The organism is Sphingomicrobium arenosum (assembly GCF_026157085.1).
Lineage (GTDB): Bacteria > Pseudomonadota > Alphaproteobacteria > Sphingomonadales > Sphingomonadaceae > Sphingomicrobium > Sphingomicrobium arenosum.
Genome location: NZ_JANPVN010000001.1, coordinates 1,684,049 through 1,706,477 on the forward strand (window position 1 = coordinate 1,684,049; position 22,429 = coordinate 1,706,477).

Consider the following 22,429-nt stretch of genomic DNA (forward strand, 5'->3'; position numbering starts at 1 on the left):
GCCTTTTACTCCTCCAGGTCCGGCACCGAAGGCGCCAGCGCAGGATCGATCAGCCGCGCCATCGTCGGCGTCAGGCACAGCCGCACCACCTTCTCGGCTTCGCTCCCGCGCCCTACGCTCGCCAGCAGCGGTGACAGGCCGTCCCGCCACGGCGCGCTGGCCAGCAAATTCACGTCGCAGGGCGCAAGCTCGACCCCCAGCGCCTTGCCGCAGCGCCGCGCCGCCTCGGCCTGCACGGCGGCATAGCGGCGCGGCAGGTCATGCACCCCATGCCGCTCCATCATCAGCCGCGCCCAGCCGATCGAGGCAAGATTCTTGAACCAGTGATTGCCGAACAGGCTGGGGCATTCCGCCTCGCTGAACGCCGCGCCCGCGCGGTGGTAATAGCCGCCGAAGGGCTTCGACTGGCTGATCACGAATTCGTGGATGTTGGGCGCGTGGAGCGCGATGGCGTACGCCCGCGCCACGCTCCCCACATAGGTCAGGTCGGGCACCAGTCGCGCCTCGGGCTGCGCCGCGTGCAGCGCCGCCGCAAAGGCCTCGAAATGCGGCCAGACCATCCCGTCGATGGCGCTCGGCTGGCTGATCCAGAAGGCCGCATGCGCGGGCACGCGCTCGGCGGCCACCGCTTTCCACGCCTCGCGCGGATGCCGAACCACATCGAGCCCCAAGGAGTGGGCAAAAGCCGGAAAGCCCTCATATTCGCCTTCGAACATGTGCACCGCGCCGCGTCGCGCCGCCGCCGCCTCGCGCGCGGCATATTCGGCCATCAGCTTGACGATCCCCTCGCTCGCCCCCGCGGTGGGATATCGAAACGGGAACCGCCCCGCATCCCAGTCGAGCACCGGCGCCGACCATTGGATCCAACGCTCGAAATAGGCCTCGTGCATCGCGTCCTGTTTCTGCGTCCAGGCTTCGCGATACTGCTCGAGAAAGGCCGCGCGATCCTCGTCGACCAGCGCATTCAGTGCCGCCTCGCTCTCGGGCATCACCAGCGCATAGATGGTGCCCGACACGCCATGGTCGAGCAGCGCCGCCTTAACCTCGGCGGCGGCATATCGGGGAAGCGCTTCACTCATTGGGCCGCGATCAACTCCTCGGCCGCCTCGAGGTCGACCGACACCAGTCGGCTCACCCCCCGTTCGACCATCGTGACACCATAGAGCCGGTCCATCCGGCTCATCGTCACCGCATTATGCGTGACGATCAAATAGCGCGTCTCCGTCTCCGCATTCATCCGTTCGAGAAGGTCGCAGAAGCGCTCGACATTGGCATCATCCAAGGGCGCATCCACCTCATCGAGCACGCAGATGGGCGCCGGGTTGGTCAGAAATAGCGCGAAGATCAGCGCCACTGCCGTCAGTGCCTGCTCGCCCCCCGACAGGAGCGTCAGCGCCGCCAGCTTCTTGCCCGGCGGCTGCGCCATGATCTCCAATCCCGCTTCCAGCGGATCGTCCGACTCGACCAGTTCGAGATGCGCGCTCCCGCCACCGAACAGCGTGGTGAAGAGGCTCTGGAAATGGCCGTCCACCGCTTCGAAGGCGGCGAGCAGACGCACTCGTCCCTCGCGATTGAGATGCCCGATCGACCCGCGCAGCCGCGCAATCGCCTCGCCCAGTTCGTCACGCTCGGCGGCGCTCCCCTGCTGCTCGTCCTCGAGCTGCTTCAATTCCTCTTCGGCGACGAGGTTGACCGGTCCGATGCGCTCGCGCTGCGCGGTCAGGCTCGCCACCTCCTCCTTCAGCGCGCTCGCCTTGCGCAGCGCCGCCTCGTCGAAGCCGAACTTCTCGGACAAGAGCACGGGCGGGCAGCCATAGGCCTCCCCGCTCGCCCGCGCCCGATCCTTGCGCCGCTCGATCGCCGCCTCGGCACGCGCCTGCGCCGCCGCCCTGATCTCGCGCGCGTTCGAATGCGCCTCCGCCGCCGCCGACAGCGCCCCTTCCGCGCGCTTCAGCGCGTCCATCGCCTCGCGCTCGGCATTCAGGACATCGGCATTGCCCGCCGCCTGCCCGCGCTGTTCTTCCTCTGCCTTCTCGATCTTCGCGGCCAGTTCCTGCGGCTTGCCCGCCAGTGCCTCGCGCTCGGCCCCTTGCGCCTTGGCGCGCTCGGCATTGCCCGCCAGCCGCTCCTCGGCATCGCGCGCCCGCATGCGCCAGCTCGCCGCCTCGCGCGCCGCCTGCCCCTGCCGTTCGCGCGCCGCCTCGATGCCCTGCTGGCGCGTCGCCACCGCCGCGCGCCGATCTGACACCGCGCGACCTGTCTGGCTCGCTTTCTCGCGTGCCGCCGCGACGTCGCCCGACAGCCCGTCATGATCGGGCAGCGCGGCCAGCGCCCGCTGCGTTTCGTGCAGCCGCTCCTCGGCGCTTTTCGCCAGCGGCTTCAGTTCCTCGCGTCGTTCGGCGAGCGCCGCCTTGCGCTCGTCTTGCCGCTCGATCGCGCCCTTGGCACGGTCGATGTCGCGCGCCGCTTGCCGCCGCGCTTCTTCCGCGCTGGTCAGCCGCGCCCGCGCCTCGCGCTCTTCCTCGCGCGCCTGTGCAATCTTCTTCTCGACCGCGTCGCGCGCCGCTTGCGCCTCTTCGGCCGTCTTGCGCAGCGCCGGCAATTTCGCGGCCAGCGCCTCGACGCGGTTGACCCGTTCCAGCCGCTCGGCCTCCGCCGCGCCTTCGCCCGACACGGTAAAGCCGTCCCAGCGCCGCATCACCCCGTCGCGCGTCACCAGCCGCTGCCCCGCCGCCAGCGCCTGCCCGGCGTCCACATCGACCACCCCGATCATCGACAGCCGCCGATGCAGCGCGGGCGGCGCCTCGACATGATCGCTCAACGGCTCGGCACCCTCGGGCAGCTCGGGATCGCCGACGTCGTCGGCACCGCCCTCGGCCCAGCGCCGTGCCCCCTCGCCGCCGATCTCGGCGTGCAAATCCTCGCCCAGCGCCGCCGCCAGCGCGCGCTCATAGCCCGGTGCGGCGCGGATCCCCGCGATCAGCCCCGTCTCGCCCTGCTCCAGCGCATTGGCCAGCGCGCGATGCTCGGCCTCGACCGTCGCCAGCGCCGCCTGCGCCTCGGCGCGCGCGCTTTCGGCCGCATCGCGCTTCTCGCCTGCGCCCGCGCCCTTGGCCTCGGCCTGTGCAATCGCCTTTTCCGCCGCCGCCACCCGCTGCTCGGCCGCCGCCGCCGCCTTTTCCGCCGCCTCCAGCGCAGCGCGATAATCATCGCCCGCGTCCAGCGCCGCTTCCTGCTCGGCCAGCCGCCGCATCTCGTTCTCGGTTCGCGCGCATTGCGCCTGCGCCGCCTCCAGCGCCGCTTCGGCGACCGTACGCTCGGCCTTCGCCGCCGCCTCGCGCGCGACCAGTGATGCCAGCGCCGCTTCCGCCTCGCTCGCCGCCCGTTCGACTTCGCCCAATCGCCCGCGCAGGCTCGCCGCTTCTTCCTCGTCCGACGACAGCGTCGCCTCCAGCCGCTCCTGCTCGGCCTTCAGCGCGGCGATCGCGCTATCGGCATCCTGCCGCAGCGCCGCCTCGCGCGCCTGCTCGGCTGCCAGCGCGCCCGCTGCGGCGTCGAGGTCGGCGATGCGCCGCGCCAGCGTCTGCTGCTCGGCGCGAAGGCTCGCCAGCCGGTGCCCGATTTCCTGCCCCTGCTCACGCGCCCGCGCCGCCGCCTCGCGCGCCTCGGTCAAGGCCTGAGAGGCGTGCCCGCGTGCCTTCTCGGCCTCCTCGCGCTCGCTCGCGAGCGACGTCGCCCGCGCCTCGGCGTTCTTCGCATCCTTCTCCGCCGCCCGCGCGGCGCGATCGGCCTCCTGCCACTGCGCCAGCATCAGCTGCGCCTCGGCCAGCCGGATCTGGTCGGACAACAGCCGATAGCGTTCCGCCGCCTTGGCCTGCCGCTTCAGCGCCGCCGCCCGCGCCGCCTGCTCGCCCAACAGGTGATCGAGCCGTTCGAGATTGGTCTCGGCCGCGCGCAGCTTGGTCTCGGCGTCCTTGCGCCGCTGGTGCAGGCCCGAAATCCCCGCCGCTTCCTCAAGCAACTGGCGCCGCTGCTGCGGCTTGGCGGCGATGACCGCGCCGATCTTGCCCTGGCTGACGAGTGCCGGGCTATGCGCCCCCGTCGCCGCATCGGCGAAGAGAAGCGCCACGTCCTTGGCGCGCGCATCGCGCCCGTTCAGTCGATAGGCGCTGCCCGCGCCGCGCTCGATCCGGCGGGTGACCTCGGTCTCGCCCGCCTGGTTCTCGCCCGCCTCTTCCTGACTGCGCTCGACCAGCAGCGACACTTCGGCGAAATCGCGCGGCGGGCGCGTTTCGGTGCCCGCGAAGATGACGTCTTCCATCCCCTTGCCGCGCAAGCTCTTGGGGCTGCCCTCGCCCATCGCCCAGCGGATCGCCTCCAAGAGGTTGGACTTGCCGCAACCATTGGGGCCGACCACGCCGGTCAGCCCCTTCTGGATGGTCATGTCGACAGGCTCGACGAAGCTCTTGAACCCCGAGATCTTGAGGCGTTTGAACTTCACTTCTGCCGAGCCCCCCTTTTGCTGATCTACTCCGCCGCGGCGGGTGCCTCGTCGGCCGCCGCCGGTTCACCGAGCGCAGCGCGAAGCTTCTCGTTCAACGTCGCCCAGCCCATCGGCTCGCTCGGCATCACGCCATTGATCATGAAGGCAGGGGTGCCGCTGATCGGCAGGTCGGCATCGGCGGTGTTCTTCATCGACACGAGGCGCGTCGCCGCAGCGCTGTCGGCGAGGCAGGCATCGGCCTTGGCGGGCGGCAGCCCACGCTGCGCCAGCGCGGTCTTCAGCCCCGCCGCCTCGGCGATCGCCTTGAACTGTTCGGCGGGCGGCGCGGACTGGAGGCCCTGCACCGCCTGCTGGATCGCCGGCAGGTTGTTGCCGAACCACTGGTCCTGGCTCGCGAACAGCGCGCTGTTGACCGCGAAGAAGCGATCCTTGCTCACGCAGCGCGCCAGCAGCGACGCGGTGATGTCGACCGGGTCGCGCACGTAATTGCGAAATTCGAAGCTCATCCGGCCGCTGTCGACATAGTCCGCGATCGCCTCATGGCTGTCCACATCGAAGCGCGCGCAATGGCTGCAGGTCAGCGAACCATATTCAACCAGTTTCACCGCCGCGTCGGGATTACCCATCAGGTAACCGCCCGCTTCGGTCATGGTGACGACTTCGCTCCACGCCTGCCCTTCGGGGGCTTCGACCGCCTCGACCGGCGCATCGGCCACGGGCAGGTCGCCCGAGCCAGCGGCATCGCCTTCGCCATTGCAGGCGGCCAGCGCGATCGCGGTCGAGGCAAGGATCAGTTTCTTCATTTCACTCAGTCTCCGAATGACAAATCATGTCGATTTCTTCTCGCCGATCCGACCGACCAGCGGGATGTTGGGAACAGTCTTGGCGCCTTCGAGCCCCGAGGCAAGCGATTCGAGCACCGAGCGCAGTTCGGGATCGGCAATCTCGCGCAGCCCTTCGCCCAGTTCCTCGGGCACCGGAGCGGGGCGCGGACGGCTCGGCGCGGGCGTTCGCGCGGGCAGCCGACCCTGTTTGAACACCACCTTGGTCACCGCGCCGGCGCCGAAGAAGTCGTTGACCTTCTCCATGATCATCGGCGCCAGGTGCTGGAACAACGGTGCCTGCGCGCCCTCGACCAGCAGCGTCAGCGTCCCGCCGCGCTTCTTGCCCGAGGGGAAGCGGATCGATTCGGGCAGGCTATGGCGCGCATAATTCTCGCCCACGATCTCGGGCCAGCGTTCGACCACCGCTCCCTGAATGAAGCCGAAGCGCTTGAACGCCACGCCCGCAATCGGCGCGACGAGGTCGCCCGCGCGGCGCACGCCGTTCACCCGCGGCGCATCCTCGCCGCCTTTTTTTCCACCCCGCTTCGTCATGACCGCCAGTCATGCCATAGGCGGGCCATGCGCAAAAGCCCGCAGGCCCGTCTCCTTCAACATTATCGCGCCCATGCGCGTGACCTGCCGTGGCGCTTGGCCCCGGGAAGCAACGAAGCGCCCGACCCCTATCGCGTCTGGCTTTCCGAGGTGATGCTCCAGCAGACGACCGTCGCCACGGTGACCCCGCGCTTCGCCGCCTTCCTCGCGCGATGGCCGACCGTCGAAGACATGGCCGCCGCCCCGGTGGAGAACATTCTCTCCCAATGGGCGGGGCTCGGCTATTACGCCCGCGCCCGCAACCTTCACGCCTGCGCGGTGGAGGTGGCAGCGCGCGGCGGCTTTCCCGACACCGAGGCGCAATTGCGCCAACTCCCCGGGATCGGCGACTATACCGCCGCCGCCGTGGCCGCCATCGCCTTCGGCCGCGACGCGGTCGTCGTCGACACCAATGTCGAACGCGTCGTTGCCCGCTGTTTCGCGATTCGCCGTCCCATCAAGGACGCTCGCCCCGAAATCCGCCAGCGCGCCGCCTTCTTCTACGAGCGCCAGCCCGCGGGCGAAATGGCGCAGGCGCTGATGGACCTGGGCGCCACCATCTGCCGCCCCAAGGCGCCCGACTGCGCCGTCTGCCCGCTCGGCCCCGATTGCGCCGCTTATGCCACCGGCGACCCTGCCAGCATCCCGCCCAAACCGCCGCGCAAGACCCGCCCCGAGCGCCACGGCACCGCCTATGTCATCGAACAGGACGATCACCTCTTCCTCACCCGCCGCCCCGACAAGGGCGTGCTCGGCGGCATGGCAGCATTGCCGGGCAGCGACTGGGCAGACGGCTCCGCGCCGCCCTCGAACGCCCCCACCATCCGCCATGTCTTCACCCATTTCGCGCTGACGCTGCGCATCGAATCGCGCGCGCAGCCGCCGTCTGGCACCGAGGGCTGGTGGCACGAGCGCTCGGCCATCGCCGATGCCGGCCTTCCCACCCTCTACACCAAGGCGCTCGCCGCGTTCGACGCCGAGGCGGAAAGCGCGGAACAACGCCTGCCCCTCCTGCCTTGAAAGCTTGGCCGCAGCGCCCTAAAGGGCGTCCAAGCAATTTTTCTGGGGATATCATGCAGGACCGCAACAACACGATCGCCGGCTGGGTTCTTTTCGCCGGTATCATCGCGCTTGGCTCGACCCTCGTCGTCGGCGAAGTCTTCGGCCACGAGGAAGTGGACAGCTGTGAAGAGGGCGCCGACGGCTACTGCCCGTCCTATGTCGCCGATGCCGCCGCTGCCACGGGCGGCGAAGCCGAGGCCGAACAGCCGATCGCCTTCTTCCTCGCCTCGGCCGATGCGACGCGCGGCGAGAATGTCTTCAAGAAGTGCGCGGCTTGCCACACCGTCACCGCGGGCGGCGCCAACAAGGTCGGCCCCAACCTCTACGACCTCATGGGCAACCCCATCGCCGGCAAGGCGGGTTTTGCCTATTCGGACGCCCTGAAAGGCCATGGCGGCAATTGGGACTGGGACAATATGTCGGCCTGGCTCGCCAGCCCGCGCAGCTTCGCGCCCGGCAACAAGATGACCTTCGCGGGTCTTGGCGATCCGCAGGACCGCGCCGACGTCATGCTCTACCTCAACAGCCAGGGCAGCGGCATCGCCGTCCCGCCCCCGCCCGCTGAAGTGAGCCCCGAGGAAGCCGCCGCCGAGGCCGCCGCCGCCGAAGGCGAGCTCCAGCCCGCCGCCGACAGCGACACCGCCGACCAGCTCACCGAAGAAAATGTCGAAGGCACCGGCTCGGAAGGCAGCGACGTCGACGAATAAGTCGATCCGCTACGGCAACACATGACAAAAGGGGCGCCGGTCATATCGACCGGCGCCCCTTTTTGCTTTCCTTGCTGGCGGCCTCAGACCTTGGGCGGGTGATCGCACACCTCATAGGCGGCGCACACATGGCTCCACGCCTCTTCCGCCGTCTCGACCCAGGTGATGAGATCGAGGTCGCCGGGCGAGATGGTGCCTTCCAATGCCAGCGCATCGAGGTCCATCACCCGGTCCCAGAATTCCTCCTTGCCGAAGACGAGGAGCGGGATTTTGTGCATCTTGCCCGTCTGGATGAGCGTCAACAGCTCGAACATCTCGTCGAACGTGCCATAGCCGCCCGGGAACACCGCCACCGCGCGCGCGCGGATGAGGAAGTGCATCTTGCGGATGGCGAAATAGTGGAACTGGAAGGACAGGTCCGGGGTGATATATTCGTTGGGCAGCTGCTCGTGCGGCAGCGTGATATTGAGCCCGATCGATTCCTTGCCCTCGTCATGCGCCCCGCGATTGGCCGCTTCCATGAAGCTCGGACCGCCGCCGCTCGTCACCACGAAATGGCGCTGCCCGTCCTCGTCGGTCGGATAGGTCGACGCGATGCGCGCCAGCTTGCGCGCCTCGTCATAATAGCGCGACTTGGCGACCAGCCGCTCGGCGACCTTCTTCTCGTAGTCGGTCTTGGCCTCGGCCAGTCGCTCCTGCGCCTTCACCGGCTCGGGCACCCGCGCCGACCCGTACATGACGAAGGTCGAGGCGATCTTGGCCTCCTGCATAAGGAGTTCCGGCTTCAACAGTTCGAGCTGCAGGCGCACGGGCCGAAGCTCGTCGCGCAGCATCAACTCATTGTCCTGGAAGGCCAGCTTGTAGGCCTCGCTCTCGGTCTGCGGCGAGGACGGCACCGTCGCGGCAGCAGCGGCGTCGGTCTTGGAAGACGGGAAGGTCGGATCCCGCGGGCTATGTTTTTCGCTGTTCATGGGGAGGGGCCTTACCCCCTCCCCCGAACAGTTTCTAGGCCTCTCGCGCCTGCCCCCAATCGAGGTGGCGGGTGGCATACATCACCCCGGCCAGCGCCGCGAAGAGCATCAGCGAGCCGATCAGCAGGCTGAGGTTCTCGAGCCCCAGCAGGATGTAGAGCGCGGCGTAGAGACCGGCCAGCATCGCGCCGATGGTCAGCGCGGGTCGCCAGCCCCGCATGACCGCCTTCACGTAGAGGGTCACCAGCCCGGCGATGGCAAGGCTCGCGACCACATAGGCCGCGGTGAAGCCGATCACTTCGGCAAAGGCGAGCTGCATCACGAAGAAGAGGATGAGCGCGGCCCCGACGAGGAGGTAGGCTACCGCCGACACCCGCCGCCCGCCGATGATGTCGAACAGGAGGAGCGCAAGGAAGGTGAAGCCGATGTGCAGGAAGCCATATTTGGTCGCCCGGTCGACGCGCGAATAGAGATCGACCGGCTGGAACAGGCTGACTCCGGCCAGCGCCTCGCTGCCCCGCGCCATTTCGCCGCGCGCGATCATCGCCGGGCCGTTGCCCGTTTCCACCAGATTCTTGCCGAGCGCCAGATTGCCGATGCGATAGGTTGCCGTGAAGCCATCGCCCGTGACCTCGCGTTCGCCCGGCAAAAAGGAGCCGGTGAAGCTGGGGTGCGGCCAGGGCGATGAAATGGCGAGGCTCGTGCTGCCCGCATCGGGGCGCAGCGCGATGCCCTCATTGCCGCGGATCGCATAGACGAAGCGCGCGGTGATCGGGTCCCCGCTACGTAGCCGGCCGGCATCGATAAAGCCGAAGAAGCCCTCGCCGCCCTTGCTGCCGTACCCCGGATTGAGGCGCAACGCCTCGCCGCCGACCCTCACTTCGGGATTGCCGGCCAGCCCCTTGGGATCGCCGATCATGAAGCGCAGTTCGGCCCGGTCCCATTCGAGACTGTCGACCGGCACGCCATAACGGTCGATGTCCTCGGGCATGGCGAAGCGCAGTTGCCCGTCGACCTTCGCGTCATAGACCACCGCTTCGTAGATCGAACGCTTCTTCACTTCGGGCGCCAGCGCGATCGCCACCTCCTGCACTTCGGGCGACAGCGTCAGCGTTCGCGCCACGGTGCGGGTGGCCAACCGCGTCACGCCATTTTCGACCACCTGCTCCTCGACCACCTCCGAATAGGGGATGGCGATGACGGGGGTGCCGACGACTTGCGCATCGCCCCATCCCTCGACGATCCCTCGCGTCGCGGTCTGCGATTCCGATTGCCGGTCATAGATCAGCGCCCAGGTCGCAAAGAGCGGGATGGTGAGCAGCAGGCCCACCAGCATGGCAATCGCCAGCTTTTGTCCCGGAGTTCTCGTCCCCTCTTCGGTTCGCAACAAGCCCATCGTCCTAACTCCATTCACCGCTAAAAATGCACGTTTCAACGACTCGTCTACGTTTTAGCACGGTTCGTCGTCAACCCGTTGGACGATAGAAGGCATGAAAAAAGGCGCCCCGGTCTCCCGGAGCGCCTCCATTTTCATCGTGTTTCGCCTTTAGTAGACGCGCTTCTTCGGCTCGATATAGCCGACCTCGTCGGTCAGCGTATATTCGTGGACCGGGCGGTAATCGATCTTGGTGTCGCCGCCCTTGCCGCCCCAGCCGTCGACCCAGATGAGGCTGTGCTTCATCCAATTGGCGTCGTCGCGATCGGGATAATCCTCGTGCATATGAGCGCCGCGGCTTTCCTTGCGGTTCGAGGCCAGCCCGATCGTCGCCTTGGCCTGCACCAGCAGATTGTCGAGTTCGAGCGTCTCGACGAGGTCCGAATTCCAGATCAGCCCGCGATCGGCGACCGACACGTCGGTCATGCCCTCGTAGATGGCATCGATCTTCTTCACCCCGCCCGCAAGCAGCTCCTCGGTGCGGAACACCGCGCAGTCCGACTGCATGGTCTTCTGCATCTTGAGGCGGAGGTCCGCCGTGCGCGTGCCGCCATCGGCGTGACGGAAATGATCGAGACGCGCCAGCGCGAGATCGGCGGCATCGTCCTTCAACTTCGGCTGCGCGCCATTGGCCTTGACCACTTCGGCGAGGCGATGCCCCGCCGCGCGCCCGAAGACGACGAGGTCGATGAGGCTGTTGGAGCCGAGACGGTTGGCGCCGTGGACGCTGACGCAGGCCGCTTCGCCGACCGCGAACAGGCCCGGCACGACATGGTCGGGATTGCCGTCCTTCAGCGTGACGACCTCGCCATGATAATTGGTCGGGATACCGCCCATATTATAGTGGACCGTCGGCACCACCGGGATCGGCTGGCGCGTCAGATCGACGCCCGCGAAGATCTTCGCCGTCTCGGTGATCCCGGGCAGACGTTCGCCAAGGATGTCGGCGTCGATGTGATCGAGGTGGAGGAAGATGTGGTCATTTTCCTCGCCCACGCCGCGACCTTCGCGGATTTCCATCGCCATCGAGCGCGACACGACGTCGCGGCTCGCCAGGTCCTTCGCGCTCGGCGCATAGCGCTCCATGAAGCGCTCGCCTTCACTGTTGGTGAGATAACCGCCCTCGCCGCGCGCGCCCTCGGTGATGAGCACGCCCGCGCCATAGATGCCGGTCGGGTGGAACTGGACGAACTCCATGTCCTGGAGCGGCAGGCCGGCGCGCAGCACCATGGCATTGCCATCGCCCGTGCAGGTGTGCGCCGAGGTGGCCGAATAATAGCAACGGCCATAGCCGCCGGTGGCCAGCACCACCGCCTGCGCGCGGAAGCGATGGATCGAGCCATCGTCGAGGCACAGGGCGATGAGACCCCGGCACTCGCCATCTTCCATGATCAGGTCGAGCGCGAAATATTCGATGAAGAAGTCGGCGTCATATTTGAGGCTCTGTTGATAGAGCGTGTGGAGCATCGCATGGCCGGTGCGGTCGGCCGCCGCGCAGGTGCGCTGCGCCGCCGGGCCCTGCCCCATGTTCTGCGTCATGCCGCCGAACGCGCGCTGGTAGATCTTGCCTTCCTCGGTGCGCGAAAAGGGCATGCCCGCATGCTCGAGCTCGTAGACCGCCGCCGGCGCCTCGCGGCACAGATATTCGATCGCGTCCTGGTCGCCCAGCCAGTCGGAACCCTTGACCGTATCGTACATGTGCCAGGTCCAATGGTCGGGGCCCATGTTGCCGAGGCTCGCGGCGATTCCGCCCTGCGCCGCCACGGTGTGCGAACGGGTCGGGAAGACCTTGGTCACGCAGGCGGTCTTCAGCCCCTTTTCGGCCGCGCCCATGGTGGCGCGCAGCCCCGAGCCGCCCGCGCCCACGACGACGACGTCATAGATATGGTCGATGATCTTGTAAGCGGACATGGGCGTCAGGCTCCGAAGGCGATCTTGGCCAGGCCGAACAATGCGAAGCTCGCGCCGGCGATGGCGATGATATTGAGGACGAAGTGCCAACCGATGCGGCTGCCTTCTTCATGGACATAATCGTCGACGACGACCTTCAGACCGTCGAGGCCGTGCGCAAAGCTCGTCACCACGAACAGTGCCATCGGCACCGCGCCCAACGGGCTTGCGAGCCATTCGACCAGCGTCGCCTGGCCAAGGTCGGGCAGCATGATGAGCGCGCCGATGAACCAGACGCTCAGCAGCACCAGCGCCACGCTGGTGAAGCGCTCATAGAGCCAATGTTCGCCGCCCTCGCCGGCCGAGCCCAGCCCGCGCACCTTGGCGAGCGGCGAAGCGCTTTTCCCGCGGCTCATCCGAATACTCCCTTGAAGATCGCCCAGACGAGCGCGGTCGCGAAGACCGAGGCGGCGATGGTCATCACCGCCCAGAAACGGTTGGTCTTCAATTCATAACCCGCGCCCATGTCGAGCACGAGGTGCCGAAGCCCCGAGAGGAGATGCTGGAAGAAGGCCCAGGTCAGCCCCACCAGCACCAGCTGGCCGATGAGCGACCCCATGGCATTCTCGAAGGTCGCATAGGCCTCAGCTCCCGAAGAGAGCGCGACCAGCCACCACGACAGGACGGCGAGCCCGACGACGGTCAGCCCCGCCCCCGTCACGCGGTGCAGGATGGAGACCAGCATATGTGGTTGCCAGCGATAGATCGACAAATGCGGCGACAGGGGCCGCGAGGAGGGCGCGTTCATCCAATTCCTCACATCAGGAAGTTCTTGCGCCCACCCGATAGGGAAGTGCGAAATACATGGCAAGGCGGGCACCCACTAACCCCCCTTTAACCACTTCTCTTCTAAGCCGTCCTTACAGCCAAAATACCATCGTGGGTAAAGGACGGGTAGCAAGAGTATGAACAAGGTAATCCAGCAGCAGGCCGACGGCGAATACGATCTCGCGCGTGGCCTCGCCATGTATGACATGACGGGCGACCTGCCGCACCGTACGCGGATGCTCTACGAGGCGATTGAGGGCGTCGAGATGGAAATGGCGCGCGAATTCTGGCGCCGCTACGCCCAGTCGCCCGAAGTCCACGAGAGCTTCCCGCCCGAGAAGGTCGAGAAGCTTGCCGAGCGAATCGCCCCCTATATCCGCCGCAAGTTCCAGGATCTCGAAAATCCCGACTGGATCGACCAGAGCCGCGATTATGTCGAAAAATCGCTCGCCAACGGCATCAGCCTGTCGACCCTGCTGGCGGGCGTCGCCGCCGAGACCGAAGCCGCCTTCGTCGCCGTGCGCCAGGCCGCGATCAGCGAGGAACAGACGGTCGCCTTCGCGCGCACCCTGTCCGACCTGCAGGCGCTCGAGATCGACTGCTTCATCCACCACGCCATCGCCATCACCCGCGCCGAAGCCGACCTCGTCCAGTCGCGCCAGGCGGGCGAATTCAACGATCAGGTGCTGAGCGTCGTCGAACTGTGTTCGGCCGAGAGCCAGAATTTGCGCGCCCGCGCCTCCAATTCGGCGACCTCGGCGCGCGGCATGCTGGGCAAGACCAGCGAAGTCGCCGCCGCCGCCGAACAGTCGGCCGTCGCCATGCGCGAGGCCGCGCAGACCGCCGCCGGCCTCATCCGCGCCATCGAGGACGCGCGAAACGAGGTCGAGACCGCCGCCGACGTCGCCACCCGCGCCGGATCGCAGGCCGCCGAGGCGGTCGAGGTGTCCGAAGCGCTCTCGGGCCATGTCGAGGCGATCGAATCGATCCTCGGCCTCATCCGCGACATCGCCGGCCAGACCAACCTCCTCGCCCTCAACGCCACCATCGAGGCGGCGCGCGCGGGCGATGCGGGCCGCGGTTTCGCCGTCGTCGCGCAGGAAGTGAAGAGCCTCGCCAACCAGACCGCGCGCGCGACCGACGACATCGCGTCCAAGATCGCGGGCATCACCGAATCGACCAAGAAGACGGTCGAGACCAACGCGTCCATTCGCACCACGGTCGAGGACGTGCAGAAATCGGCCGACCGCATCCGCGAGGCCATGGAGCAGCAGGCGCAGACGGTCACCACCATCACCGCCGCCGTCGACGAGACCGCGCTGGCGGCCGACTCGATGAGCTCGACCATCGCCACCATCCGTTCCGACACCGAAAGCGTCGCCAAGGATTTCGACGGCGTCGAGGAAGGCTTCGCCCGCTTCAACGACCAGATCAGCAATTTCCGGGAAACCACCCAGAATTTCGTATCGCGTTTCGCCGTCTGACACGCCTTGAGGAGAGGGTAAGGCCATGAACGAGATTTCGCAGCGCCGCATGAAAGCGCTCCAGCCGATCAGCGACGCACAGGTCGCCGAGCGGGTCGAGGCCTATCTCTCCAATCCCGCCTTCGTCGAGGCGCATCCCGACGTCTGGCCCGCGCTCGAAGAGGAACTGAAGGAGGCCGCGCGCACCCAGTTCGGGGATCGCGGCGAAACCTTCGTCACGAAACTCTTCGCGCAGCAACTCGGCGAGACCTGGGTGCGCGACGTCGCCCAGATCGGCATCGTCCTGTTCGGCGAAGAGGAATCGATTCCCCAGTGGAACGTGCGCCGCAGCCGCATGACCATGGAGATCATGGCCGCCGCGCGACGCAAGCATAGCGACAATCCGCCGATGATCGGCCGCCTGTGCGATGCCGTCCTCACCACCATGCTCTATTCGGCCGACGTCATCCTCGCGCAGGTCGCCGTCTGCGAGGCGCGCGAGGCCGCCGAGGAACGCACCGTTCACGGCCGCCTGTTCCAGCGCAAGGTCAAGCAGATCTCGGGCACCGCTGCCGACAAGGCGCGCGACATGCTCGCCAGAGCCGATGAAAGCTCGAAGAGCGCGAGCGGCATGCTCGGCAAGACGAGCGAAGTCGCCGCCGCCGCCGAACAATCGGCGGTCGCCATGCGCGAGGCGGCGCAGACCGCCGCCGGGCTCATCCGCGCCATCGAGGATGCAAGGCTCGAGGTCGAAACCTCCGCCGACATCGCCGCGCGCGCCGGCGATGAAGCACAAAAAGCCGTCGCCACCTCCGAGGCCTTGAAGCTCCACGTCTCCTCGATCGAGGAAATCCTCGGCCTCATCCGCGACATTGCGGGCCAGACCAACCTGCTCGCCTTGAACGCCACCATCGAGGCGGCGCGCGCGGGCGATGCGGGCCGCGGCTTCGCCGTCGTCGCGCAGGAAGTGAAGAGCCTCGCCAACCAGACCGCGCGCGCGACTGACGACATCGCCGTCAAGATCGCCTCGATCACCGAGGCGACCGGCCAGACCGTCGCGTCCAACGCCGCCATCCGCCAGACCGTCACCGACGTGCAGTCCTCCGCCGACCGCATCCGCATGGCGATGGAACAGCAGGCGCAGACCGTCACCACCATCACCGCCGCGGTCGACGAGACCGCGCTCGCCGCCGACAGCATGAGCTCGACCATCGCCTCCATTCGCGGCGAGACCGAACAGGTTGCGGGCTCGATCGGCACCGTGAAAGCCGACTTCGACGACTTCACCCGCCAGATCGAGGAATTCTCCTCCGCTTCGGCCGAATTCGCCCTCAACGTCTCGGCGGCCTAACGCCATGCTGGCGCGGGCTCGACCCCCGCGCTAGGGATCGCCCATGAACATCCTTCTCACCGGCGCCAGCCGCGGCATCGGCAAGGCAGCATATGACGCCCTGCGCGCCGACGGCCACAAGGTCGTCGGCCAATCGACCGCTGGCGACGGCGACCTCATCGCCGCCGACTTCACCGACCCGCAAGCGCCCCGCCGCCTGTGGGAAGCCGCCTTCGAGGCGCTCGACCAGCGCATCGACGTGCTGATCAACAATGCCGGCGTGTTCGAGCCCATTGCCGACAATGCCTCCGATGAGGACTGGCACGCCGCCTGGGGCCGTACGATGCAAATCAACCTGCAAGCCTCGGCCGACCTGTGCCGCCTCGCCATCGCCCATTTCCGCAGCCGCCCTGAAGACACGCCCGGCCGCATCGTCAACGTCGCCAGCCGCGCCGCCTATCGCGGCGACTCGCCCCAGCATTGGCATTACGCCGCTTCCAAGGGCGCCATGGTCGCCATGACCAAGTCGATAGCCCGCGGCTATGCCCACGAAAACATCCTCGCCTTCGCCGTCTGCCCCGGCTTCACCATGACCGGCATGGCCGAGGACTATCTCGACAGCCGCGGCGGCGACAAGCTGCTCGCCGACATCCCCTTGGGCCGCGTCGCCGACCCGTCCGAAATTGCCGAAACCATCCGCTGGCTCGCGGTTCAGGCGCCAGCAAGCGCCACCGGTGCCATCATCGACGTCAATGGAGCCTCCTTTGTCCGCTAAGCGTATCGCCCTCCTCGCGACCCTGCCGACCCTGCTCGCGGGCTGCACCATCGAATCCGTCTCGGGCAATATGGCCGACGAGCGCCCGCGCTTCTTCAAGCCCGCCGCCTTTGCCGATGCCTGCGAAACGTGGGACGAGTGGGACGCCCCCGCGCCGCCTGTCCACGTCTATGGCAACACCTATCTCGTCGGCACCTGCGGCATTTCCTCGGTGCTCGTCACCAGCCCCGAAGGCTATCTCCTCATCGACGGCGGCACCGAGGCGGGCGCCGACCTCATCGCCGCCAATATCGAGCAGCTCGGCTTCTCGCTGCGCCATGTCTATTGGCTCACGCACAGCCACGAGCATTTCGACCATGTCGCGGGTCTCGCCCGCCTGAAGGAACTGACGCAGGCACAGATGGTCGCCAGCGCCGCCGCCGCCCCGCTGCTCCAGCGCGGGATCGTCGGCGAGGATGACCCGCAATTCGGCATGCACGATCCGCACCCGCCGGTCATGGTCGACACCGTCATCGACGATGGCGAGAGCCTGCGTCTCGGCGATACGCTCCTCACCGCGTTTCACACCCCAGGCCACAGCCCCGGCGCTTTGTCCTGGACCTGGGAGGATTGCGGCGAGCGCGGCTGCCTCACCATCGCCTATGTCGACAGCCTCTCGCCGGTCAGCCACGACGATTACAAGTTCACGGGCGACCCCGCCTATCTCGCGGCCTTCCGGGCTTCGCTCGACGCCGTCGAGGCGCTCGACTGCGACATCCTCCTCACCCCGCACCCCTCGGCCAGCAACATGGTCCGCCGCTTTGCCGCAGGGAATATCATCGAGCCCGGTGCCTGCCGCGAATATGCGCGTGGCCTTCGCGATCGGCTCGACGCGCGCATTGCCGAGGAGACGGGCGAGATGATCGACAATCGCACCATGGGCGAAGGCGTGGAAGTGGACAGCCTGTGAGCTGGCGCGTCACCCTGCCCTGCACGAAAGCGCAGGCCGAGCATATCGCCGCGCATGGTGATGAACTGTTTGCGCTGCATGACGCGCCCCCCGTCCTGTCCGCCGACGAACCCGACGAGGACAAGCCCGACGAATGGCGCCTGCGCGCCTATTTCGAGGAGCAGCCGACCACGCAGGAACTGGTGCTCCTCAGGAAACTCGCGCCCGGCGAACCGGTCGTCGAGCATCTCGACGAGGCCGACTGGGTGACCATGAGCCAGGCCGGGATCGAGCCGATCCGCGCCGGGCGCTTCTACGTCCACACCCCCGCCTATCCGGTCGACGAGCGCGAGGGCGTCATCGACTTCATCGTCGAGGCGGGGCTCGCCTTCGGCACCGGCCAGCACGCCACCACCGCCGGCTGCCTCGAGGCCATCGACCGATTGGGCGCGGCGGGCAAGCGCTTCGCCAACATCGCCGACATCGGCACCGGTACCGGTCTCCTCGCCTTCGCTGCCCAGCGGCTCTGGCCCGAGGCCAGGATCGTCGCCTCCGATATCGACCCCGTCGCCATCGAGGTCGCCGAGGCCAATGCCAGCCTCAACCGCATCCCCACCGGCGAGGGCGCGGGCCATGTCCTGCTCCTCACCGCGCCGGGGCTCGGCCATCCGCTCATCGCCAACGCCAAGCCCTTCGACCTCCTCATCGCCAACATCCTCGCCGGTCCGCTCATCGACCTCGCCCCCGGTTTTGCCGCCGCGCTGGCACCCGGCGGCACGATGATCCTCTCGGGCCTGCTCGATGAACAGGCAGAGCGGGTCGCCGAGGCTTATGTGGCGCAAGGGCTCGATTGTATCGACTCCGGAACGGGCGAGTGGCGCGTTCTCGTCCTGACCCGTTCCGCCTGATTCACTCGGTTCGTCGCACCCCGAACCCGGCCCGTGCCGTTAAATAGGTTAACTGGGTGGACCGTTGAGATTTTGACGATACGCCCCTCTCCCCATGAGCGGAAACGGGCGGATCTTCGACCTGGGCACGAACTTGACCCTCGCACTGGCGGGCCTGATGGCCCTCGCCGGTAGCGCAACAGTTCTGCCTGCGGCCCCCGTCGCCGCGGCGCTCAACCCCGACCGCATCGCCGTCCTGCGCGAAGTCCCGGCCACGCCGGCCGACGCCGTTCCCGAGACCGATCCCGACGCGCTCCTCGACGCTGAGGTCGACCTGTCGGTCCTCGCCGAACCCGAGCCGCTGCCGGTCGTCGGGGCGAGCTATTACGGCAAGCGCTTCGCCGGTCGCCCGACCGCGAGCGGGGAGCGCTTCGATCCGGCCCAGCTCACCGCCGCGCATCGCACCCTGCCCTTCGGCACGCTAGTGAAGGTCACCAACACCCACAATGGCAAGTCGGTCACCGTGCGCATCAACGATCGCGGCCCCTTCCACCATGCCCGCGACATCGACCTGTCGCGTGCCGCCGCCGAGCGCATCGGTCTCATCCAGCGCGGCCATGGCCGCGTCACCATCGAGCAGGTCGAGCCCGACACCACGCCGGTCGGCTAGTCGAACAGGGCTTGCCAGCGAACGGGGCGTCGGCATGACTGGCGTCTTATGAACGCACTCATCAAACACGTCTTAGTTCTGTGGACTGCCTTGGGTCTGGGATCGTGCTCACCCGTCGCGGAGGTGACGTTGGGCGGCAGCAGCGACGAGATGACGTTCGAACTCTGTGCCGTCGCCCTCTTTCGTTGCAATCCGAGCGCCATCAAGCATTTCGCCATTTACGAGGGTTTCTCGAGGTGGGACCCCGATCAATTGGGTGCCCCGCTTTGGCAACTTGCGCTTATTGAAGGCGAGGGTGTCGCGACGATCACTTATGGCCAGACGCCAAAAGGGTATGAAGACTCAGGCGATGCGCCCAAGCTTGAGACCGACCGTATTTACCACGTTCGCCTCGGCAATGGGGCCGCCGATGACCTCGCCAATTTCGCGCTCGCCGAAAATGTCATCGGTGCCGGCAACGCCGTTACCGTTTTCCGGCCAGGAAGCGCCCACACTCCCTAGGCCTTGGCCACCTCGGCGAGCCATTCCTCTTCGGTCATCGTCCGCACGCCAAGCTCCTGCGCCCTCTTGAGCTTCGATCCCGCGCCCGGCCCTGCGACCAGCAGGTCGGTCTTGGACGACACGCTCCCAGCCGCCTTGGCGCCCAGCCGCTCGGCCTGCGCCTTGGCCTCGTCGCGCGACACCGCCTCCAGCTTGCCGGTAAAGACGATCGTCTTGCCCGCCCAGTCGCTGTCGACCGTCTCGACGACATAGGCCGCGGGCCGCGCCCGCTCGATCAGCCGCGTCACTTCCTCGACATTATGTGGCTCGTGGAAGAAGTCGATCACCGCCTGCGCCACCACCTCGCCGACCCCGTCGACATTGGTCAGCTCCGTGAGCGCCCCATCCGAGCGCGCCACGTCCATCAGCGCCTCCACCGTCCCGAACGCCTTCATCAAATCGCGCGCGGTCACCGCGCCGACATGGCGAATGCCCAGCCCGAACAGGAAGCGCGCCGCATCGAATCCGCGCCGTGCGTCGACGGCGGCGAGCATCTTGTCGACGCTCGTCTCCTTCCACCCCTCGCGTGCCATCAGCGCCTCGCGATGCTCGTGCAGCGTGAAGATATCCGACGGCTTCTCGATCCAGCCAAGCTCGAGAAATTCGGCGATGCTCTTCTCGCCCAGCCCATCGACATCCATCGCCCCACGCGACACGAAATGCTTCAATCGCTCGTAGCGCTGCGCCGGACAGATCAGCCCGCCCTCGCAGCGGATATCGACCTCTCCCTCTTCCGAGCGCGCCTCGCTCTCGCACACCGGGCAATGGTCGGGCCGCGGATAGGGCGCGCGCCCCTCGTGCGGCGACAGATTGTCGACGATCTGCGGGATGACATCGCCTGCGCGTTGCACCCGCACCTTGTCGCCGGGCCGCACGCCCAGCCGGTCGATCTCGTCGAAATTGTGCAGCGTGACATTGGAGACGATGACGCCCCCCACCCCGATCGGCTTCAAGCGCCCGACCGGCGTCAGCTTCCCCGTGCGCCCCACCTGCACATCGATAGCCTCCAGCACCGTCTCGGCCTGTTCGGCAGGAAATTTATGCGCCAGTGCCCAGCGCGGCGCGCGCGCCACCTGCCCCAGCCGCTCCTGCCAATCGAGCCGATCGACCTTGTAGACCACGCCGTCGATCTCGTAACCGAGGTCGGGCCGCGCCGCCTGGATGGCGTCGTAATGCGCGAGCGCCGCCTCGGCGCCCTCGCAGGTCGTGAACATCGGATCGACCGGGAAGCCTTTATCCTTGAGCCACGCGACCATGCCGCTCTGCGTGTCGCAGGGCAGTTGCGAAATCTCGCCCCAGCCATGCGCGAAGAAACGCAAGGGCCGCGCCCGCGTCACTTCCGCATCTTTCTGGCGAAAACTCCCCGCCGCCGCGTTGCGCGGATTGGCGAAGATCTTCTCCCCCGCCTTCTCCTGCCGCGCGTTCAGCGCCGCAAAGTCCGCCGTCGACATATACACTTCGCCGCGCACCTCGAGCACGTCAGGCGCCCCCGCAATCTCCTTGGGAATATCCGCGATCGTGCGCGCATTGGCGGTCACGTCCTCGCCCACGCTGCCATCGCCCCGCGTCGCCGCCAGCACCAACGCGCCGCCCTCGTAACGCAGCGAACAGGAAAGTCCGTCGATCTTGGGCTCGGCGGTCAGCATCACCGCCGCATCGGGTTCGAGCTTGAGGAACCGCCGCACCCGCCCGACGAAATCGCGCACGTCCCCCGCCTCGAACGCATTGTCGAGGCTCAGCATCGGCCGCGCATGCGTCACTTTCGACAGGGGCGATGAAGGCGTGTGTCCAACCCGCCTCGACGGACTGTCCTCGCGCACCAGATGTGGAAACTTCGCTTCGATGGCGCGATTCTCGGCCACCAGCGCGTCATAGTCGGCGTCCGAAATCTCAGGGCTGTCGCGATCGTGATAGGCCGCGTCGTGCCGCCGGATCTCGCGCGCCAGCCGCATCAGGCGGTTGGCGGCCTCCGCCTCGGTCATCTTCTCCAGATCAGCCATGATGCGCCATCACCCATCCCACGAACGCGATGGCCGGCACCGCCGACACCACCGCCAACGCGCTCGCCGCGCGAAACAGCCCCGGCGACTGTTTCTCGCGGATGAGCCGCACGGCAATGAGGAACACCCCCACCGCCATGACGAGGTAGAAGTAAAAGAGCGGTTCGACGAAGCCCAGGACCTGCGTCATCATGATGAGCGCAAACGCGCCCCAAGGCAGCACCAGCGTCAGGAACAGAAGCGGCAGATAGGCGCTACGCACCTGCCACACCGGCGGCGGCGCGTCGGTCATTTGCGAAAAGTGGCCTCGAGCAGGTCGCAGAAGCTGTCCCAGCTGCGGCTCGCCGCATCGGCGTCATAGACGACGTCGTCGATCTCCAGCTTGCCCGCCTGCGGGTTGGTGAAGGCATGGCCGACCCCGCCATAGGCATGGATCTGCCAGTCGCAAGCACCCTGTTCGGTCAATTCCTGCCCCAGCGCGACGACGTCGGCGGGGGGCGCCATCGGATCGTCCCAGCCGTGGAAGACCGCAACCTTGGGCGTGACCTTCTGCGTCGCGAAATTGGGGATTTTCAAAAGCCCGTGAAAGCTCCCCGCGACCTTGAAATCGGCACCCGAGCGCGCGAGGTCGAGCGTACACAGCCCGCCGAAACAAAAGCCCATCACCGCGACCTGATCGCCATCGACGACATCGAGGCCCTTGGCGAAATCGAGGATGGCCTGCTGCTGCTTCACATAGGCGCCGCGGTCCTCGAGCTTCTCGTTCATGGTGTCGAAGGCGCGCTGCTTGTCCTCGTCCTTGCCGACATCGAGCCCGAGCATGTCCTTGCCGAAGATATCGGCGGCCAGCACCGAATAGCCGAGCGCGACGAGCCGCTCGGCATACTCCGCCTCGACCGCGCCGCGATTGGCAAAGCTCGGCAGGATGACCACCCCGGGCCGCGCAACGCCGCTGCCATCGTCATAGACCTCGTGCAGCAATTCGGTGCCCTCATGGGTCTGGCTCATCTCGCGCTTGTTCATG

At 67.2% G+C, this 22,429-nt stretch carries 21 protein-coding genes; 9 read left to right on the forward strand and 12 right to left on the reverse strand.

The genetic code is table 11. From position 1 onward, the window contains the following. Nucleotides 1-5 precede the first annotated feature (5 nt). Genes NUW51_RS08515 through NUW51_RS08530 form a run of 4 tightly spaced genes read right to left on the reverse strand, consistent with a single transcriptional unit; the run spans nt 6 to nt 5,880 of the window. A complete protein-coding gene (locus NUW51_RS08515) occupies nt 6-1,079 on the reverse strand; it encodes a hypothetical protein (protein ID WP_265587092.1) in 1,074 nt (357 codons plus the stop codon). Continuing rightward, nucleotides 1,076-4,501, reverse strand: a complete 3,426-nt coding sequence (locus tag NUW51_RS08520; RefSeq protein WP_265587093.1) for a chromosome segregation SMC family protein — start codon at nt 4,499-4,501, stop codon at nt 1,076-1,078. Before NUW51_RS08520 ends, NUW51_RS08515 begins: the two co-directional genes overlap by 4 nt. 26 nt (nt 4,502-4,527) lie before the next feature. Further along, nucleotides 4,528-5,307, reverse strand: a complete 780-nt coding sequence (locus NUW51_RS08525) for a thioredoxin domain-containing protein (RefSeq protein WP_265587094.1) — start codon at nt 5,305-5,307, stop codon at nt 4,528-4,530. A gap of 24 nt (nt 5,308-5,331) precedes the next feature. Continuing rightward, a complete protein-coding gene (locus NUW51_RS08530; RefSeq protein ID WP_265587095.1) occupies nt 5,332-5,880 on the reverse strand; it encodes a DUF721 domain-containing protein in 549 nt (182 codons plus the stop codon). 27 nt (nt 5,881-5,907) lie between these two features. Between NUW51_RS08530 and NUW51_RS08535 the strand changes: the two genes are divergently transcribed. Together NUW51_RS08535 and NUW51_RS08540 are read left to right on the forward strand one after the other, a co-directional pair. Further along, nucleotides 5,908-6,939, forward strand: a complete 1,032-nt coding sequence (locus NUW51_RS08535) for an A/G-specific adenine glycosylase (protein WP_265587096.1) — start codon at nt 5,908-5,910, stop codon at nt 6,937-6,939. A gap of 53 nt (nt 6,940-6,992) precedes the next feature. Beyond that, nucleotides 6,993-7,688 carry a c-type cytochrome gene (locus tag NUW51_RS08540; RefSeq protein WP_265587097.1) on the forward strand — a complete coding sequence of 232 codons (696 nt, stop codon included), beginning with the start codon at nt 6,993-6,995 and terminating at the stop codon, nt 7,686-7,688. 83 nt (nt 7,689-7,771) lie between these two features. Here the strand turns inward: NUW51_RS08540 and NUW51_RS08545 are convergent, their stop codons facing one another. From NUW51_RS08545 to sdhC, 5 genes are all read right to left on the reverse strand, one after another. Further along, nucleotides 7,772-8,659 (reverse strand): LOG family protein, encoded by an 888-nt coding sequence (locus tag NUW51_RS08545; protein WP_265587098.1) that lies wholly within the window; start codon nt 8,657-8,659, stop codon nt 7,772-7,774. Between the two features lie 34 nt (nt 8,660-8,693). Next, a complete protein-coding gene (creD, locus tag NUW51_RS08550) occupies nt 8,694-10,055 on the reverse strand; it encodes a cell envelope integrity protein CreD (protein ID WP_265587099.1) in 1,362 nt (453 codons plus the stop codon). A gap of 150 nt (nt 10,056-10,205) precedes the next feature. Next, entirely contained in the window at nt 10,206-12,005 is a 1,800-nt protein-coding gene (sdhA, locus tag NUW51_RS08555) for a succinate dehydrogenase flavoprotein subunit (RefSeq protein WP_265587100.1), read from the reverse strand. A gap of 5 nt (nt 12,006-12,010) precedes the next feature. Then, nucleotides 12,011-12,400 carry a succinate dehydrogenase, hydrophobic membrane anchor protein gene (gene sdhD, locus NUW51_RS08560; protein WP_265587101.1) on the reverse strand — a complete coding sequence of 130 codons (390 nt, stop codon included), beginning with the start codon at nt 12,398-12,400 and terminating at the stop codon, nt 12,011-12,013. Then, nucleotides 12,397-12,792, reverse strand: a complete 396-nt coding sequence (gene sdhC / locus NUW51_RS08565) for a succinate dehydrogenase, cytochrome b556 subunit (RefSeq protein ID WP_265587102.1) — start codon at nt 12,790-12,792, stop codon at nt 12,397-12,399. Before sdhC ends, sdhD begins: the two co-directional genes overlap by 4 nt. A 157-nt stretch (nt 12,793-12,949) precedes the next feature. Here sdhC and NUW51_RS08570 point away from each other — a divergent pair, with 157 nt between their 5' ends. The 7 genes from NUW51_RS08570 (at nt 12,950) to NUW51_RS08600 (ending at nt 19,366) form a co-directional block, all read left to right on the forward strand. Further along, nucleotides 12,950-14,296 (forward strand): methyl-accepting chemotaxis protein, encoded by a 1,347-nt coding sequence (locus tag NUW51_RS08570; protein WP_265587103.1) that lies wholly within the window; start codon nt 12,950-12,952, stop codon nt 14,294-14,296. Nucleotides 14,297-14,321: 25 nt separating this feature from the next. Further along, the gene (locus tag NUW51_RS08575) at nt 14,322-15,626 is read left to right on the forward strand and encodes a methyl-accepting chemotaxis protein (protein WP_265587104.1); all 1,305 of its coding nucleotides are present in this window, start codon (nt 14,322-14,324) and stop codon (nt 15,624-15,626) included. A 43-nt stretch (nt 15,627-15,669) separates the two neighbouring features. Then, nucleotides 15,670-16,380 carry an SDR family NAD(P)-dependent oxidoreductase gene (locus tag NUW51_RS08580; protein ID WP_265587105.1) on the forward strand — a complete coding sequence of 237 codons (711 nt, stop codon included), beginning with the start codon at nt 15,670-15,672 and terminating at the stop codon, nt 16,378-16,380. After that, nucleotides 16,370-17,329: a subclass B3 metallo-beta-lactamase gene (bla, locus tag NUW51_RS08585; RefSeq protein ID WP_265587106.1), complete on the forward strand. Its 960-nt coding sequence runs from the start codon at nt 16,370-16,372 to the stop codon at nt 17,327-17,329. The genes NUW51_RS08580 and bla overlap by 11 nt, the downstream gene beginning before the upstream one ends. Beyond that, complete coding sequence (locus NUW51_RS08590; protein ID WP_265587107.1) at nt 17,326-18,216, forward strand: 50S ribosomal protein L11 methyltransferase; 891 nt, start codon at nt 17,326-17,328, stop codon at nt 18,214-18,216. The genes bla and NUW51_RS08590 overlap by 4 nt, the downstream gene beginning before the upstream one ends. A 133-nt stretch (nt 18,217-18,349) precedes the next feature. Then, nucleotides 18,350-18,865, forward strand: a complete 516-nt coding sequence (locus NUW51_RS08595) for a septal ring lytic transglycosylase RlpA family protein (RefSeq protein ID WP_265587108.1) — start codon at nt 18,350-18,352, stop codon at nt 18,863-18,865. Nucleotides 18,866-18,913: 48 nt separating this feature from the next. Further along, nucleotides 18,914-19,366: a hypothetical protein gene (locus tag NUW51_RS08600; protein ID WP_265587109.1), complete on the forward strand. Its 453-nt coding sequence runs from the start codon at nt 18,914-18,916 to the stop codon at nt 19,364-19,366. Here the strand turns inward: NUW51_RS08600 and ligA are convergent. From ligA to NUW51_RS08615, 3 genes are read right to left on the reverse strand one after another with little or no spacing between them, the layout of a single operon-like run. After that, entirely contained in the window at nt 19,363-21,405 is a 2,043-nt protein-coding gene (gene ligA / locus NUW51_RS08605; protein WP_265587110.1) for an NAD-dependent DNA ligase LigA, read from the reverse strand. The two genes, NUW51_RS08600 and ligA, sit on opposite strands and share 4 nt — an antisense overlap. Further along, the gene (locus NUW51_RS08610; protein WP_265587111.1) at nt 21,398-21,697 is read right to left on the reverse strand and encodes a hypothetical protein; all 300 of its coding nucleotides are present in this window, start codon (nt 21,695-21,697) and stop codon (nt 21,398-21,400) included. Before NUW51_RS08610 ends, ligA begins: the two co-directional genes overlap by 8 nt. Next, the gene (locus tag NUW51_RS08615; RefSeq protein ID WP_265587112.1) at nt 21,694-22,428 is read right to left on the reverse strand and encodes a dienelactone hydrolase family protein; all 735 of its coding nucleotides are present in this window, start codon (nt 22,426-22,428) and stop codon (nt 21,694-21,696) included. Before NUW51_RS08615 ends, NUW51_RS08610 begins: the two co-directional genes overlap by 4 nt. Nucleotide 22,429: the final 1 nt, after the last annotated feature.

What these genes read in the sequence shown, in the direction of transcription:
- NUW51_RS08515 (WP_265587092.1), bottom strand. Translation starts at nt 1,079, where the DNA reads ATGAGTGAAGCGCTTCCCCGATATGCCGCCGCCGAGGTTAAGGCGGCG.
- NUW51_RS08525 (WP_265587094.1), bottom strand. Translation starts at nt 5,307, where the DNA reads ATGAAGAAACTGATCCTTGCCTCGACCGCGATCGCGCTGGCCGCCTGC.
- NUW51_RS08530 (WP_265587095.1), bottom strand. Translation starts at nt 5,880, where the DNA reads ATGACGAAGCGGGGTGGAAAAAAAGGCGGCGAGGATGCGCCGCGGGTG.
- NUW51_RS08535 (WP_265587096.1), top strand. Translation starts at nt 5,908, where the DNA reads ATGCGCAAAAGCCCGCAGGCCCGTCTCCTTCAACATTATCGCGCCCAT.
- NUW51_RS08540 (WP_265587097.1), top strand. Translation starts at nt 6,993, where the DNA reads ATGCAGGACCGCAACAACACGATCGCCGGCTGGGTTCTTTTCGCCGGT.
- NUW51_RS08545 (WP_265587098.1), bottom strand. Translation starts at nt 8,659, where the DNA reads ATGAACAGCGAAAAACATAGCCCGCGGGATCCGACCTTCCCGTCTTCC.
- creD (WP_265587099.1), bottom strand. Translation starts at nt 10,055, where the DNA reads ATGGGCTTGTTGCGAACCGAAGAGGGGACGAGAACTCCGGGACAAAAG.
- sdhA (WP_265587100.1), bottom strand. Translation starts at nt 12,005, where the DNA reads ATGTCCGCTTACAAGATCATCGACCATATCTATGACGTCGTCGTCGTG.
- sdhD (WP_265587101.1), bottom strand. Translation starts at nt 12,400, where the DNA reads ATGAGCCGCGGGAAAAGCGCTTCGCCGCTCGCCAAGGTGCGCGGGCTG.
- sdhC (WP_265587102.1), bottom strand. Translation starts at nt 12,792, where the DNA reads ATGAACGCGCCCTCCTCGCGGCCCCTGTCGCCGCATTTGTCGATCTAT.
- NUW51_RS08570 (WP_265587103.1), top strand. Translation starts at nt 12,950, where the DNA reads ATGAACAAGGTAATCCAGCAGCAGGCCGACGGCGAATACGATCTCGCG.
- NUW51_RS08575 (WP_265587104.1), top strand. Translation starts at nt 14,322, where the DNA reads ATGAACGAGATTTCGCAGCGCCGCATGAAAGCGCTCCAGCCGATCAGC.
- NUW51_RS08580 (WP_265587105.1), top strand. Translation starts at nt 15,670, where the DNA reads ATGAACATCCTTCTCACCGGCGCCAGCCGCGGCATCGGCAAGGCAGCA.
- NUW51_RS08600 (WP_265587109.1), top strand. Translation starts at nt 18,914, where the DNA reads ATGAACGCACTCATCAAACACGTCTTAGTTCTGTGGACTGCCTTGGGT.
- ligA (WP_265587110.1), bottom strand. Translation starts at nt 21,405, where the DNA reads ATGGCTGATCTGGAGAAGATGACCGAGGCGGAGGCCGCCAACCGCCTG.
- NUW51_RS08610 (WP_265587111.1), bottom strand. Translation starts at nt 21,697, where the DNA reads ATGACCGACGCGCCGCCGCCGGTGTGGCAGGTGCGTAGCGCCTATCTG.
- NUW51_RS08615 (WP_265587112.1), bottom strand. Translation starts at nt 22,428, where the DNA reads ATGAACAAGCGCGAGATGAGCCAGACCCATGAGGGCACCGAATTGCTG.